Genomic DNA, 15,204 nt, shown 5'->3' on the forward strand with positions numbered 1-15,204 from the left:
CCCAAATCTTAAAATTATTTAATCCTGAACTATTACTTATTTTTAAACCTAACAGAACCCTCTACTACAAACAAGGGAAACCTTGTAGATCAATCCCTATGCCGGTAAAGCCTCTGTATTTTGCCAAGCTTCAATCCAACCGGCCATAACCTTTACCCAATCATCACTATCGTTCAAACATCCTATATGCTTATAAGATTCCCCACCAGCCTCTTCAAATTGATGTTTTCCTTCCATGGCAATCTCTTCTAAAGTTTCGAGACAGTCGGCAACAAAAGCCGGAGTTACTACTGCCAACCGTTTTTTACCTTCTTTGGCCAAACGTTCAAATTCGAAATCGGTAAAGGGCTTTAACCATGGGTCATTAGGCAATCTTGATTGAAATGATACACTGAATTTATCCTGATCCAATCCTAAATATTCAGTAACCCGCCTCGTGGTATCATAACATTGATGCCGATAACAGGTATTATGGGCTACGGAATTGGTGGTACAACACTTACCATCGATCTTACAATGGAATTTGGTAGGATCCGATTTTCGGATATGCCTTTCCGGTATACCATGGTACGAGAACAATACATGGTCGTACTCAAAACCTTTTAAACCTTCAGCTATATTCTCGGAGAGCACCTTGATGTATTCTTCATTCTTGTAAAATGCCGGTAAGGTGGTCAAATGCATATTCGGAAAATACTTTTCTTGTTCCTCCATGGTTTTTACCACAACGGTCTCAAAGGAAGACATGGCGTATTGTGGGTACAATGGCACCAATAATACCTCATCGACACCTTTATCGTTCAATTCCTGAAGGGCATTTTTTATGGTCATGCTCCCATAACGCATACCCAAGGCCACAGGTATTTCAATCTGCTTACCCACCTTTTCGGAAAAGCGTTCGGAAATGACAATCAACGGGGAACCATCTTCCCACCATATTTTTTGATAGGCCTCGGCTGATTTTTTGGGTCTTGTCTGCAAGATGATTCCACGTACGATAATGTTCCGCAACCAATTGGGAACATCTATGACACGTGGGTCCATCAAAAATTCATCCAAATAAGGTTTTACATCCTTTGCCGTGGGGCTATCCGGGGAACCTAGATTTACCAATAAAACTCCTTTCATACTCTGTTGATTTTATGATTTTTAGCGGACATAAGTCCCCATTTCTTCATTACATCTTACCAATATCCCTGAAATTCCGAATGGCTTGGACCCTTTCATGAATATAATTTAATGATAATGGCAATGAACACGACAAAAATAGGTGTTGTAAAAAAACTAAACCCATTCTACGCCTATAACTTTCTTATGCTGCTATGGGGAAAATCTATTTTTCACATGGTTTTAACACCTTTTATTTCCATTTTTTTTAAGTTCCTACAAGTAACCAAAAAACACTGGATAATGTTAGATTCATTTTTGAAAAATACAGCCAACCCATCACTGCTTTATGTGATTATTGCCTTAATCTTAATTCTTGTGGTATATGTTACTACCGTTCAGCTACTGAGAAGGTTTGGCAAAAACCCCGATTATATAATTCCTAGACATGCTTTTAAAAAAGTTACTTTCCCATTGTTCGTAATCTTATTTTCATTCTTGGTTCGCATGGAAGCCCTACGTGATGTTCTTGGACTTCACGATTATGCTTATGTATTTAAAAAGACGAGTACCCTTATGTTCATTTTTGGAACGACTTGGTTGATCTTGAATATCATAAAAATCATTAAGAACCGGGTTATTGATAAATATGACATCCATACTTCAGACAACCTAAAGGCCCGTAAAATAAGGACACAGTTCAATATTCTGGAACGTATCGTGGTTTTTGTCATTATTATCCTAGCCATTGGCATTGCCTTAATGAGTTTTGAAAGTATACGCGAAATAGGGGTCAGTATTTTTGCTTCGGCCGGGGTCGCAGGAATCATCATCGGGTTTTCGGCCCAAAAAATGATAGGTACCATTTTGGCCGGCATTCAGATTGCCATTACCCAACCCATTAAAATCGATGATGTTGTTATCGTCGATGGCGAATGGGGCCGAATCGAGGAGATTACCCTGACCTATGTCGTTGTTGCCATATGGGACAAACGAAGATTGGTGGTGCCATCGACCTTTTTTATCGAGAATTCCTTTCAAAACTGGACCAAAACCTCAGCGGATATCCTTGGAACCGTTTTTCTTTATACCGATTACAATGTTCCTGTTGATGCCATCCGTAAAGAATTGACTCGAATCCTGGAATCGACCGATTTATGGGACGGGGAAGCCAACAATGTGCAGGTTACCGACTCTAAAGCCAATTACGTAGAACTTAGGGCCATGATGAGTGCAAAGGATTCTTCAATAGCCTGGGAGCTGCGGGTACTCGTTCGCGAAAATTTGATAGCTTTTCTACAACAAAATTACCCTGAGAGCCTTGCACGCACCCGAGTTTATATGAACCAGACGGAAGCCTTGGAAAAAGCGGATTAATGGCACCCTTTTTGTTATTTTTGTATACTAACGAATAGAAAATGCAAAATCACATATATTACTTTTTACTCCTTTCCCTAATTATTGTCACCAATGGGCTAGCCCAACAAATCACATGTTCGCCCCAGGACAAGGTGGCTTTTGAGGATAAGATCATTGAAATCGATGGCCTATTAGAAAAAGATTTAGGACAAACCATAGTAGCAGTAGGTAAAACCTTCATCGGAACGCCTTACGTAGCCAAAACCTTGGAAATTGGAGAAACCGAGACCCTTGTTGTAAACCTTCATGGACTCGATTGTACGACCTTCGTTGAAAACGTGCTTGCCTTTTCGTTGTTATTGAAAGAAGAAAAGACCGATTTTGATTCTTTTACCAATAAATTAAAAACCATTCGGTATAAAGATGGAAGACTAGATGGTTACGCCTCTCGGCTTCATTATTTTTCCGAATGGATCGCCAATAATGAGAAGAAGGGTTTAATACAGGATATTACCGCTGTAATAGGTGGTAGGGAAATAACCAAGGAAATCAATTTTATGAGCGGGCACCGAGATTTATATCCTTTCTTGAAGGATGATACTAATTTCGAAAAAATAAAAGCTTCGGAAAACTTCTTGAACGATCAAGCTATCTGCATTTTACCGCAAGAAGAAATCGAGGCCAATGAACCGATGATACAATCGGGCGACATTATCGCTTTGACCACATCCATAAAAGGACTTGATATTACCCATACCGGAATTGCGACTATGGAGGCAGATGGCCGAATTCATCTTTTACACGCTTCCTCTTCAGGGGAGGTAAAAGTTTCCGAACTACCGCTAGTCGATTACCTGAAAAAGATAAGCAAGAATACAGGTATTATGGTGGCCAGGGTCAATTGAACCAACAATCAATACCTTAAGAAACAAACCCATCGGTCTGTTCATCAAACACGAAATGGCCAAAAAGCATTGAACTTTGCAATTCAACGATATTTTTAAAAAACTCGCCTATACCAGTATATCAAAATAGCTTGTAAAAATAAGTTCTACCGACCGATCGGTCTAAAACCTTGAAAAGGCCAATCAGCCAAAAACCACTTCAATCTTAGCTACGATTTAGATAAGGACATGACATATTTCTTGGGAGTTGTGCCGTATTTTTTCTTAAAGGCCGCAATAAAATGACTTGATGTACTGTAACCAACCCTAATGCCTACCTCATTCACATTATTCTGACCAGTTTCCAATAATCGCCTGGCGTACTCCATTTTATAATCGAACAGGAAACTATATACCGAATCCCCATAAATTTGTTTAAAGCCTTCTTTCAATTTTTTAAGGCTCAGCCCGATCTGCTTGGCCAATTCCGGTAAGGATGGAGGTTCGGCCATATGAGCGATCATGATTTCCTTCGCCTGTCGAATACGTTTTACATTATCCTCATCGACTAAAAACGGACATTGTTCCAAATCGGCATCGGTACTTTTATTAAAATAGAGCGAAATCAATTCATAAACCTTCCCCATGATATAAAGCTCCTTAATCGATGGATGTAGGTTATAATTCATGATCTGGCTCAACACCACGGCAATGGCCGGGGAAACTTCTTCTTGGGCATAATACTTTTTCTCTTTGTTCTCATTACTTAAAAACGGAATATAATCTGCCTCATTTGAAAATAGGGAGTGAAACTTGCGAATGGTCATGACAACGGATACGATCCAGGAATTAGGGGCCATTTCCATATTCATCGGCAGATCAACCTGCGTATTATACAACAATAATGAATTTTCCTCGGACACCTCCAAGGCATACATACCCTCATTGAAAATGAACTTTGCATGACCTTTTAAGCAAAAATGAAATTGTATGAAGGTACTATCGATTTCACGAATAACCCTTTGTTTTACAAGGGAATCGTTCTGAACTTTCAATACATAAAACCCGTCTTCGATCAATACTTCGGTATAGGATCCTTGAGCGACATTTTCTTTTTCCATATGAATCAAATAATTCGTTTTTATTTATATTCATTCTAAATAAATTTAGTGATTTCTTCACAAACCACCTATAAAAACGAGGTTTAACGGCAATTTACGACGAAATAATATTAAAATCCCGAAATTCGATACTATTTGTTCCTCTAGCGTTATATTTATTTAAATGTTGCCTTTACTTTTGTGCCCGTTCGATCAGTTTTATGAAAGCGTACAACATTTCCAAACATAGTTCATTCTATACCATTGGCCTTAATTATAAAAAGGCAGATGCGCATATACGAGGTAAATTCAGCCTTGATGATACCGCCATGGAAAACCTTTTAGTGCAAGCCAAAAGCCAAGATCTTGATGGCCTATTGGTTACCTCTACCTGTAACCGAACGGAATTGCACGGTTTCGCCCAACATCCTTTTCAGCTGATCAAGTTGTTGTGCGACAATACCCAAGGTACGATTGAAGAATTTCAAGATGTGGCCTATGTTTACAAAAACAACGATGCTATTTCACACTTGTTTCGCGTAGGGACCGGTCTGGACAGCCAGATTTTGGGTGATTTTGAAATCATTAGCCAATTACGACAAAGTTTCAACCGTTCCAAGAAGCTTGATATCGCCAATCCGTTTATTGAAAGACTTACCAATTCAGTGATTCAGGCCAGTAAGCGTATTAAAAATGAAACGGAGCTCTCCTCAGGAGCTACCTCCGTAGCATTCGCATCGGTTCAATATATACTTCAGAACGTTGACGATATTTCCAATAAAAGTGTTTTGCTTTTCGGCACTGGTAAAATTGGAAGGAACACCTGTGAAAATCTGATTAAGCACACACAGAATTCAAAAATAACCTTGATTAACCGAACAAAGACCAAGGCCGAAAAAATTGCCGGCAAATTTAATCTTGTGGTTAAGGATCATGGCGATTTACAGACCGAAATACGGAATACCGATGTTTTGGTCGTTGCAACTGGGGCCCAATCCCCAACTATCTCCAAAGAATTGATCCACAACAAGAAACCATTATTGATCTTGGACCTGTCCATTCCCAAGAACGTTTCTGACAATGTTTCCGAATTAGAGCATGTTACAGTAATCCATTTGGATCATTTATCCCAGATTACCGATAAGACCTTGGAACGCAGAAAAGAGTTTATTCCACAAGCTGAACATATTATCGAAGAAATTAAGAGGGATTTCGTAAAATGGCTGGAAACACGAAAATTCGCTCCTGTAATCAAGGCCTTAAAAAAGAGATTGAACACCATGAAAGAAGAGGAGTTGGATTATCAATCCAAAAAAATATCCGACTTCAATACCGAGCAGGCCGATGTTATTTCCGATCGTATCATTCAAAAAATAACCAAACAGTTTGCCAATCATCTTAAAGATGCAAATGGGGATGCCGACGATAGTCTTGAGCTGATCCAAAAAGTTTTTCAGCTAGAAATAAATTCCCAATGAGCAAAATCATAAGAATAGGTACCCGCGATAGTGAATTGGCATTATGGCAGGCAAATACCGTTAAGGACAAATTAGAAGAATTAGGCTACCAAACCGCACTTGTACCTGTTAAATCCACAGGCGACCTAGTACTGAACAAGCCCCTTTATGAAATGGGGATTACGGGCATTTTCACCAAGACCCTTGATGTGGCCATGCTTAACGGTGACATAGATATTGCGGTACATTCGATGAAAGATGTACCGACAGCCTTACCTAAAGGCATTGTACAAGCCGCAGTATTGAAAAGGGCCAATTATCTTGATATCCTTGCCTTTAAAGACAATGAGGAATTTCTTGGAAGTAGGGATGCCGTAATAGCCACCGGTAGTCTAAGAAGAAAAGCACAATGGCTGAATAGATATCCGACACATACCGTCGTGGATATACGTGGCAACGTGAACAGTCGCATGCAAAAGTTGAACGATAATGATTGGAACGGGGCGATTTTCGCCGCAGCCGGTTTAGATCGGATTGGACTGGAACATGAGCATACGATCGGCCTTACTTGGATGCTACCTGCACCGGCACAGGGTGCCATCATGGTGGTTGCTTTGGAAGATGACGACTTTGTGCGTGAAGCTTGTGCGGAATTAAACCATGAACCCACTGCAACTTGTACCCAACTGGAGCGGGAGTTCCTTAGATTATTGGAAGGTGGATGTAGTGCCCCGATAGGAGCCTTGGCATATATCAACAATGAGGACGAGGTTACTATGAAAGGTGTTTTATTGGCCATTGACGGAACCAAGAAGTTAGAAGCTGAATTTTCGGCACCTCTTGGGCAACATGAAAACCTAGGGCGGGATTGCGCCAATAGTATTTTAAGTAGGGGCGGTAAAAACCTGATGGGTGAAATACAACGGGATTCAGCGAGTATCGAGATTTTCTCTACCAAAAAACTGACCCAAGATCAGCGTTTCTTATTTAAAAATGAACTTCAAGTAGATTCGGAGGATTTCGTTAAAACGAGTCCAAACCGCATTCCGGCCAAGGTATTGAAGGCCAAAATGCAAAATGTCATCATTACAAGTCAAAATGCCGTTGAAGCCTTGTTGACCAATGTAAGCGCACAGGAACTTCAATTCGAAAATATCTATTGTGTGGGCAGACGAACCAGACGATTGATCGAAGACCGTATAGGCAAAGTGAAACATTTTGAAAAAAATGCTAAAAAACTGGCCGAACATATGGTGGACCATTTGGAAGGGACCGAAGTGACCTTTTTCTGCAGTAATATGCGTATGGACGATGTGCCGGATATTTTAACCAATAGCGGAATCACTGTCAACGAAATAGAAGCTTACAAAACCAAATTCACTCCTGTAGCGGTTCCTGAAAATGTAAAAGCCGTGCTGTTTTTCAGTCCGTCTACCATAGAAAGCTATCTAGAACTGAACACACCCGACAAACAAGCCTATTGCATTGGGGAAAGTACCGCAAAAGAGGCTAGAAAACATTTTTCTCAGGTACTGGTAGCCAAAATACCGAGTGTTGAAAGTGTTGTTGATTTGGTAAATGACAATTATAAAAATTAGCATTCCTATTTTTACTGGAATCCCAAAAGAACAGATATGTTGAAAAACGACCTATTCCTTAGAGCTTTAAAAGGCGAAACCGTTGACAGACCACCGGTATGGATGATGCGCCAAGCAGGGCGTTATTTACCAGAATTTATCGAGATTCGAAAGAAATACGATTTCTTCACTCGCTGTCAAACCCCTGAACTAGCCTCGGAAATAACGGTTCAACCCATTCGTAGGTACGGAATGGATGCCGCAATATTGTTCAGCGATATTCTGGTCATTCCGCAGGCCATGAACATTGAAGTGCAAATGAAACCCAACTTCGGACCTTATTTACCCAACCCTATACAATCCCAAGAGGCCGTTGATAATGTGATTGTCCCTGATGTGGCTATTGAACTTGACTATGTAATGCAAGCCATTACCATGACCAAGGAAAAACTGAACAATGAGGTACCTTTAATCGGGTTCGCTGGTTCCCCATGGACCATACTTTGCTATTGTGTACAAGGACAAGGCAGTAAAACTTTTGATAAGGCCAAGGAATTTTGTTTTACACAGCCTCTTGCAGCCCACCAACTGTTGCAAAAAATAACCGATACGACCATCGCTTACCTTAAAGCAAAAGTAAGGGCAGGTGTTAACGCGGTTCAGGTTTTCGATTCTTGGGGAGGTATGCTTTCCCCTACCGATTACCAAGAGTTCTCATGGAAATACATTCAACAGATTATCGATGCCCTGAAAGATGAAGCACCGGTTATCGTATTTGGTAAAGGATGTTGGTTTGCACTAGGGGATATGGCAAAATCAGGAGCTGCAGCCTTAGGTGTTGATTGGACATGCTCTCCAAAAAATGCACGTTATCTGACTGGAGGGAACATCACCCTTCAAGGAAATTTTGATCCGGCAAGATTATTGTCACCTCCTTCCGAAATCAAAAAAATGGTAACCCAAATGATCAATGAATTTGGCCAGGACAGGTACATTGCGAATCTTGGACATGGCATTCTACCCAACATACCTTTGGAAAATGCCAAGGCCTTTATCGACGCGGTAAAGGAATATAAAAGTCCTGTATAACAAAATATACTATTTGGTTTAATGCTTTTTGATTTTGGCAATTATTACATAGAACCCATAGCCGCTAATGATGCTTGGAAAATCTGTGACTTTGTTGTTTCCAATGCCGATCGCTTAAAACGTTATTTTCCTAAAACCCTTGAACAAAATCTAAACCCGACCCTTTCCCAGGTTTTCGTGGATAAGAAAATAAAGCAATATTCGGGCAAGGAAGAATTCCTGTTCAAACTAAAGGAAAAGGAAAATCGTACAATCATAGGACTGGTCTACATTAAAGAAACCGATTGGAATAATAAACAGGCCGAATTAGCTTATTGTATTGGATATCAACACGAAGGAAAAGGTTATATTACACAATCCATCAAGGTACTTTCAGCCTACGCTTTTGAACATTTAGGCTTATTGAGCTTGCAAATCATCGCTCATAAAACTAACTTGGGAAGTGTAAAAGTTGCTAGGAACAATGGTTATACTTGGCAAAAAACATTGCCAAAAGAACATACCCCACCAGGTGAAGAGGCATTGGACATGGAACTATATGTACTATCAAAATAAAAAACCAGATAAGTTTATGGAAAATATCGTCCCCATTATTCAGGTTGAAGAGGCCCTACCTTTGGTCAAATCCAAAAGTGTACTATTGATTGACGCTACCAATGGGACAAATGCAAAATCGAATTACATTAAAGAACATATAAAAGGTGCCCTACATATTGACTTAAATTCCCAACTGTCCCATATAGAAGAGGATGTAGCCAAAGGAGGAAGGCATCCATTACCTAAAATAGAGGATTTTTCAAAAACCTTGTCCGAAATGGGTATTTCTCCCCAAAGTCATGTTATTGTCTATGATAATAACAAAGGCGCCAATTCCGCCTCCCGTTTTTGGTGGATGATGAAATCAATGGGCCATGATAAGATACAAGTCCTTAACGGAGGGATTCAAGAGGCCAAAAAATTAAATTTTCCAATGGCCTCAGGTTTTGAAAAAACAGAACCGGTTAAGGTATACCCTGTTCAAGATTGGAAACTGCCCATAGCAACCATGGAAGAGGTTGAAAAAGCAACTGAAAACAAAGATTACCTGATTATTGATGTTCGGGAACCGGCCCGTTATCTAGGGCAATATGAACCTATTGATTTAATTGCCGGACATATTCCCAGGGCCTTGAACATACCCCTTACCACCAATCTGGATGCAAACGGCTCTTTCCTTCCTCCAGTGAAATTACGCGAGAAATATATAAAAGCTTTGGGAAATACCGATCAGGAACATACCATAGTACATTGCGGTTCCGGTGTTACGGCCTGTCATACCCTATTGGCCATCAGCTATGCAGGATTACCGATTCCCAAACTTTATGTGGGATCATGGAGTGAATGGAGCCGAAATGACAAACCGATAAAGACCAATGAAAGATAAATTCTACAAATACATACTTCAACTCCAGGATACCATCACCTCAAAATTGGAGGACATTGATGGGGTCGCGAAATTTCAGGAAGATCTATGGAACCGCCCTGAAGGAGGTGGCGGACGTACCCGCGTCATCGAAAATGGTGCTATTTTTGAAAAAGGGGGCGTTAATATATCCGCTGTCCATGGTGCACTCCCAGAGAGCATGCAAAACTATTTCGGGGTAAAAGATGCCGATTTTTTCGCCTGCGGCCTCAGTTTGGTCCTTCATCCCAAAAGCCCCATGGTACCGACCGTGCACGCTAATTGGCGCTATTTTGAAATGTATGATAAAAATGGGAAGATCGTGGATCAATGGTTTGGTGGTGGCCAAGATCTTACTCCATATTATCTGTTTGAAGAAGATGCCACCCATTTTCATTCGGTATGCAAAAGAGCATGTGATCAACACAATCCAGAGTTTTATCCAAGGTATAAAAAGAAATGCGATGATTACTTTTGGAATACCCATAGGAAAGAAGCTCGTGGTATTGGCGGACTCTTTTTCGATTATTGTAAATCAGATGGGAACATAGGCATGAACGATTGGTATAATTTTGTTTCAGAGGTAGGTGACAGTTTTCTAGATGCTTATATACCTATCGTTACAAAAAGAAAAGACCTAGATTACAGTAAGGCACAACGGGATTGGCAGGAAATTCGACGGGGACGCTATGTAGAATTCAATTTGGTACATGACAAAGGCACTCTTTTTGGCTTAAAGACCAACGGGCGAATTGAAAGTATACTGATGAGCTTACCTCCTCATGTACAATGGCGATACGACCATCACCCTGAGAAAGGTAGTGATGAAGAAAGGTTAATCTACGTTTTACAACACCCGAAAGAATGGGTCTAAAACATTGGTATGTCAAAAAAAGGGAAAGAGAAGAATACAGTAAATAAGGCTAAACATACCAAGCTTTTGAATAGAAAAAAGAACAAGCTTAAAAAAGAGAAAGAGACTCGTAAAGAAAAATTAAAGGCAATTGTTAAATTATATCAAGAAAGTAAAAAGTCAGACTAATTTGAACAAGTATTATCCCATCATAATAAGTATACTTTTTGCATGTTCTTCCTGTAACAACAAAAAGAACACAAAAAGCGATATAGATATTGAATTCGCTCAAGACACATTGGAAGTAGGATACACCTATTGGTGGCCGGAATCAGGGCCTTTTGTTGGACAGTGTGGAGAAGAACTGGCATTGGTTTTCAGTGGCACCATTACAGAAATAATGCCTACTACGGATGAGGCCGGACCTCTATATAATTCACAAAAAGGATACATCCAAATTAACCAAGTCTATAAAATAAAAGACTTGGCACATAACACCTATGCCAATCAACAATTCTTTGTTTCCGATTGTTTCGATGGATTGGATTTAAAGAAGAATGACCAAGTACTTGTTTTCTGTTACGATTATGAAAATGATTTAAGTATTCCCGGAGACAAATCAATTTTAAAAATTGATTCATTTGACGACCCACTAATAAGTTCTATTAAAAAATACATTGATGCTGATCAAAACGCATTAAAACTGACAAAGGACCTACAACTTTGGAAGAAAGTCGGCCTGGATGAAAACCTTAGCCAAATTATTGAATGTGCCAAAGAATCAAGATAAATTAATTAATAGTATTTTTAGTTCATAATACCTTCAACTATGAAACTAAAAATGTATCAGATTGACGCCTTTGCTGAGCGTGTATTTTCGGGTAACCCCGCTGCTATTTGTGTTCTTGATTCATGGTTAGAGGATGCGGTAATGCAACAAATAGCCGCTGAGAACAATCTAGCTGAGACCGCATTTGTCGTAAAAAATAACAATCAGTATGATATTCGATGGTTTACCCCAGAGATTGAAGTAGATCTTTGCGGGCACGCAACCTTGGCCACTGCCTTTGTTTTATTCAATTATTATATCCCAAACGAAAAAAACATAAAGTTCTTTTCCTCCCGAAGTGGTTCCTTATGGGTCGAGAAAGAAGATGAAGGGTATCTTACCTTGAACTTTCCGGTCGATGATTTGGCACTTTGCAACCCAATGCCAAAATTATACGACGCCCTAGGGGTAACCCCTGAACATATCTTTAAAGGAAAAACCGATTACCTATTGGTTTATAAAAATCAAGATGAAATTATACAAATTAGTCCCAATTTCTTCCTATTGAACCAAGTAGAAGCTAGAGGCATAATCGTTACGGCAAAAGGTGAGGATGTAGATTTCGTATCACGCTTTTTTGCTCCCCAAGCGGGAATCAATGAAGATCCGGTCACGGGATCGGCCCATACGAGCCTTACCCCCTATTGGTCAAAAATTTTAGGCAAGGACAGATTAACTGCCAAACAATTATCTAAAAGAGGGGGAGAACTTATATGTGAAAACCTTGGGGAACGTATAAAAATAAAGGGGAAAGCAGTTTCTTATTTAATAGGGGAAATCGAAGTTTAATTCCATACCACCCTTTTTTTCGTCCTTTTTTCATCCGTATTGGAGACATGGAACATACGTGCCTTTAGCAGGGCTTTTCTGCCTACTAAATGTCTAGTGTAAAGCAATTTAGCATTCCCAACATTGTTTTTCCAATGTTTTAAGAAAATCAGGGCGTGTTTCTTGTTCTCCCCGAAACGATCAGGGACCACCAAATAGCGTTGTACCCCAATCAATTTCCTGAACCATTCTTTTCTCAATAGTAAATAACGAGGGTTTTCTACGGGTGCGATAATCTGTTCCAATGCATTGATGAAAACGGTACTTTCATAATTTGACAAACCCTTAGGTACACAAGAAACGGTTCCCCTTCCATCAATAGAAACAACAATATCCATATCGGTCATGTTACCACCTAAAAACCCAAGGTCCTTCATGGTGTAAAGGACTGTCCATCCCATTTTTTGAACATCTTTATGTAAACGACCATGGTTAACGTATAATTTAAACACTTTAAAGGACTTGACACCGAAACCGAATACCAAGGCGGAAATAAACAAATACATAAATTTTACCCATCCTCCCTGTAGTAAGATATTCAGGTTCTTTAAGATGAATTCCGGCACAAAATAGGCTAAAACCATTGACAACTCTATACATCCGAACAAGACCATATCACGATAATGCAATCTTTTTTGTGCTTGATACGGAATATGTCCTTGATAAAATGATTTTAGTTCTTTTACCAGCCCGGTCCCTCCACCGATTGCCTTTTTCCAGTTCTCCCTTATGCTGACCCTATTCTTAGCGCCATCAGCACTTTCCTGATTTATTTTTTCGACTTCCGTATTATTCGTTGGAATAGTTATACGCAACCGATCCATACCATTTTCTATTCGCAATGGCTCTGCATTGGTAATTCCCATAAAGGCGGAAAATCTTCTGTTTAAAGTTTCAAGGTCTTTTCCTCCCCCATCATCCGTGGGATCCAAACAAACCAAATGCCAGATAACGGCCGTTTTAACCGGGTTTGGCGCAAAACTTCTTATTGCCCTTCCCCGCATCTGGTTTGAGGTTACAAATGACCCTACTGCAGACGCTAGAACCAAGGTATTCATTGCCGGGGCGTCCCAACCTTCCCCTAAAAGGGATTTCGTACCTATCAATGTTCGAATGGTACCATTTTGAAAACATTCGGTAATGACCTCAACCAATGAAGGGGATATTCTATTCTTAGTTTTTAACACTACAAAATCTGTAGCCGAAGGAATGTCTTCATATGTAAAATTAGTGGCACCGAATTTATCACAAACCAAATCATACACTGCAACATTTACAATAACCAAACTACCTGTAAGAACCGCAAGTGAGGAAGAATCTTGAAGAGTGGTCCTTAATCGATGAAATATGGGCAGAACACCTAATTTGCCAATCCCTGAGATCTTGTTGTCCGGAGTGTCGAGATACTCTTTGCGGATGTAATCGGTTAATACCACTGCCCGTAATTGCTTCTCCAATTCTATTTCGGCAGCGGTTAAAACCTGTACAATACTATTTAACTTGCCAGGGCTGTTCGAAAGTGTTCGATAAAATGAATCATTTCCGATAAGATCTACCCGATGGGTTTTTAGAACACCTATTTTTCTCAGTCTCTTTTCAAATATTTTAATCTCCGCTTCACTTGTGATTAATTGATCCCGGCCCTCGAATAGCATATGGTTTAAAAGTACCGTTGCCCAATCATGGGTGAAAGACGGGAATTCAATCCTATCCTTCTTATCAAAACCCAATACTTCCAATTTTTCCCTTGGGATTTTAATATCACAGGCATTTAAGAATATCAATAAAGCCGAAAAAAATGAAGGGTGTTGGTATATTTCTTCCAAAGAAGTTTCTGTTTCTGTATAAAACCGGTGATTCCTAAGCAAATCAATAAACCAGATATCGCTTTTCAAATTTCGAATCAATTCGGCAACCTTGAGCCTAAAGGCTACGATATGATCAATGGTCAGCTGATCGGGAAGTGAAAAGTGCACAAAATCTTGATGGGGGCATAAATCGCCTTCCTTAACTAAATTGGGAATAGCTATTTCATCATCTACTTCTCCACAAAGGTCGAAATATCTTTTTACCTCGGCCTTGCTACTATCAAAAGGAGGTGTGGCCGTTAATGCCACAACGGTAAGCTCTTGCTCTTGTTTTAGGGCGAACAAACATTTCCACCATTCATTTTTTAGGTGATGCGCTTCATCAAGCACAATGGTCTTGATTCCGTTATTTTTAAAAAAAACTAGAAATTCCGATTCAGAGGTTTGTCGTTTATAAAAAGCGTGCAACCCTTGATAGGTACTTAATGTAATGTCCGAAGGGTTGTTAATAGCAAATGATATTTTTTCAAAATCCTTTTTATCGGTAAAATATTGCTGCAATCTTTCTTCCCACTGGTTTCTAATTGTCAATGTCGGTGCCAAAACCAAGGTTTTATTTCCAATCTGCCTTAAAATCTCCAACCCCAATAGGGTTTTGCCCGACCCAGGTGGGGCAATCACATGAAGGTGGTTGTCGGCCATATGAACGGGAAGATTCTCTAAGAAACGTCCTTGATAACTCCGCCAGGGAAACCTGAATTTTAAATTGCTGAAACTTGTTACCAAATAACCGGGATATTAATTTTGATAAAGGTAATAATTCAACGTGGAAGCATTTATTTTATTGGAGTAAGGGCGTTTTCTAAAACACA

At 39.7% G+C, this 15,204-nt stretch carries 14 protein-coding genes; 11 read left to right on the forward strand and 3 right to left on the reverse strand.

Translation table 11 applies throughout. The features are described 5' to 3' along the window. Positions 1–96: 96 nt before the first annotated feature. Positions 97–1,128 (reverse strand): ferrochelatase, encoded by a 1,032-nt coding sequence (hemH, locus tag R3X28_RS01260; RefSeq protein WP_317661825.1) that lies wholly within the window; start codon positions 1,126–1,128, stop codon positions 97–99. A 282-nt stretch (positions 1,129–1,410) separates the two neighbouring features. On the opposite strand from hemH, the gene R3X28_RS01265 reads away from it, so the two are divergent. Both R3X28_RS01265 and R3X28_RS01270 read left to right on the forward strand, forming a co-directional pair. Continuing rightward, positions 1,411–2,484: a mechanosensitive ion channel family protein gene (locus tag R3X28_RS01265; RefSeq protein ID WP_317661827.1), complete on the forward strand. Its 1,074-nt coding sequence runs from the start codon at positions 1,411–1,413 to the stop codon at positions 2,482–2,484. Between the two features lie 41 nt (positions 2,485–2,525). Continuing rightward, a complete protein-coding gene (locus R3X28_RS01270; RefSeq protein ID WP_317661829.1) occupies positions 2,526–3,371 on the forward strand; it encodes an N-acetylmuramoyl-L-alanine amidase-like domain-containing protein in 846 nt (281 codons plus the stop codon). Between the two features lie 209 nt (positions 3,372–3,580). Here the strand turns inward: R3X28_RS01270 and R3X28_RS01275 are convergent, their stop codons facing one another. After that, positions 3,581–4,471 carry an AraC family transcriptional regulator gene (locus R3X28_RS01275; RefSeq protein ID WP_154365823.1) on the reverse strand — a complete coding sequence of 297 codons (891 nt, stop codon included), beginning with the start codon at positions 4,469–4,471 and terminating at the stop codon, positions 3,581–3,583. A gap of 200 nt (positions 4,472–4,671) precedes the next feature. Here R3X28_RS01275 and hemA point away from each other — a divergent pair, with 200 nt between their 5' ends. From hemA to R3X28_RS01320, 9 genes are read left to right on the forward strand one after another with little or no spacing between them, the layout of a single operon-like run. Beyond that, on the forward strand, positions 4,672–5,928 hold the full coding sequence (gene hemA / locus R3X28_RS01280) for a glutamyl-tRNA reductase (RefSeq protein WP_154365825.1): 1,257 nt from the start codon (positions 4,672–4,674) through the stop codon (positions 5,926–5,928). Then, the gene (gene hemC, locus R3X28_RS01285) at positions 5,925–7,505 is read left to right on the forward strand and encodes a hydroxymethylbilane synthase (RefSeq protein ID WP_154365827.1); all 1,581 of its coding nucleotides are present in this window, start codon (positions 5,925–5,927) and stop codon (positions 7,503–7,505) included. Before hemA ends, hemC begins: the two co-directional genes overlap by 4 nt. A 36-nt stretch (positions 7,506–7,541) precedes the next feature. Next, positions 7,542–8,573, forward strand: a complete 1,032-nt coding sequence (hemE, locus tag R3X28_RS01290) for a uroporphyrinogen decarboxylase (RefSeq protein WP_317661833.1) — start codon at positions 7,542–7,544, stop codon at positions 8,571–8,573. 21 nt (positions 8,574–8,594) lie between these two features. Continuing rightward, positions 8,595–9,128, forward strand: coding sequence for a GNAT family N-acetyltransferase (locus R3X28_RS01295; RefSeq protein ID WP_317661835.1), 534 nt, complete (start codon positions 8,595–8,597; stop codon positions 9,126–9,128). Positions 9,129–9,144: 16 nt separating this feature from the next. Further along, a complete protein-coding gene (locus R3X28_RS01300) occupies positions 9,145–9,996 on the forward strand; it encodes a sulfurtransferase (RefSeq protein ID WP_411556586.1) in 852 nt (283 codons plus the stop codon). After that, a complete protein-coding gene (gene hemF, locus R3X28_RS01305; RefSeq protein WP_317661837.1) occupies positions 9,986–10,888 on the forward strand; it encodes an oxygen-dependent coproporphyrinogen oxidase in 903 nt (300 codons plus the stop codon). Before R3X28_RS01300 ends, hemF begins: the two co-directional genes overlap by 11 nt. A 9-nt stretch (positions 10,889–10,897) precedes the next feature. Next, entirely contained in the window at positions 10,898–11,056 is a 159-nt protein-coding gene (locus R3X28_RS01310; RefSeq protein ID WP_317661839.1) for a hypothetical protein, read from the forward strand. Position 11,057: 1 nt separating this feature from the next. Beyond that, entirely contained in the window at positions 11,058–11,657 is a 600-nt protein-coding gene (locus tag R3X28_RS01315) for a hypothetical protein (protein WP_317661840.1), read from the forward strand. A gap of 39 nt (positions 11,658–11,696) precedes the next feature. After that, positions 11,697–12,485, forward strand: coding sequence for a PhzF family phenazine biosynthesis protein (locus R3X28_RS01320; RefSeq protein WP_317661842.1), 789 nt, complete (start codon positions 11,697–11,699; stop codon positions 12,483–12,485). On the opposite strand, the gene R3X28_RS01325 is transcribed toward R3X28_RS01320, so the two are convergent. After that, the gene (locus R3X28_RS01325) at positions 12,482–15,118 is read right to left on the reverse strand and encodes a DEAD/DEAH box helicase family protein (protein ID WP_317661844.1); all 2,637 of its coding nucleotides are present in this window, start codon (positions 15,116–15,118) and stop codon (positions 12,482–12,484) included. The genes R3X28_RS01320 and R3X28_RS01325 overlap by 4 nt on opposite strands. Between the last annotated feature and the right edge of the window lie 86 nt (positions 15,119–15,204).

It is taken from the genome of Maribacter sp. TH_r10, assembly GCF_033101095.1.
In the GTDB taxonomy this organism is placed as follows: domain Bacteria; phylum Bacteroidota; class Bacteroidia; order Flavobacteriales; family Flavobacteriaceae; genus Maribacter_A; species Maribacter_A luteus.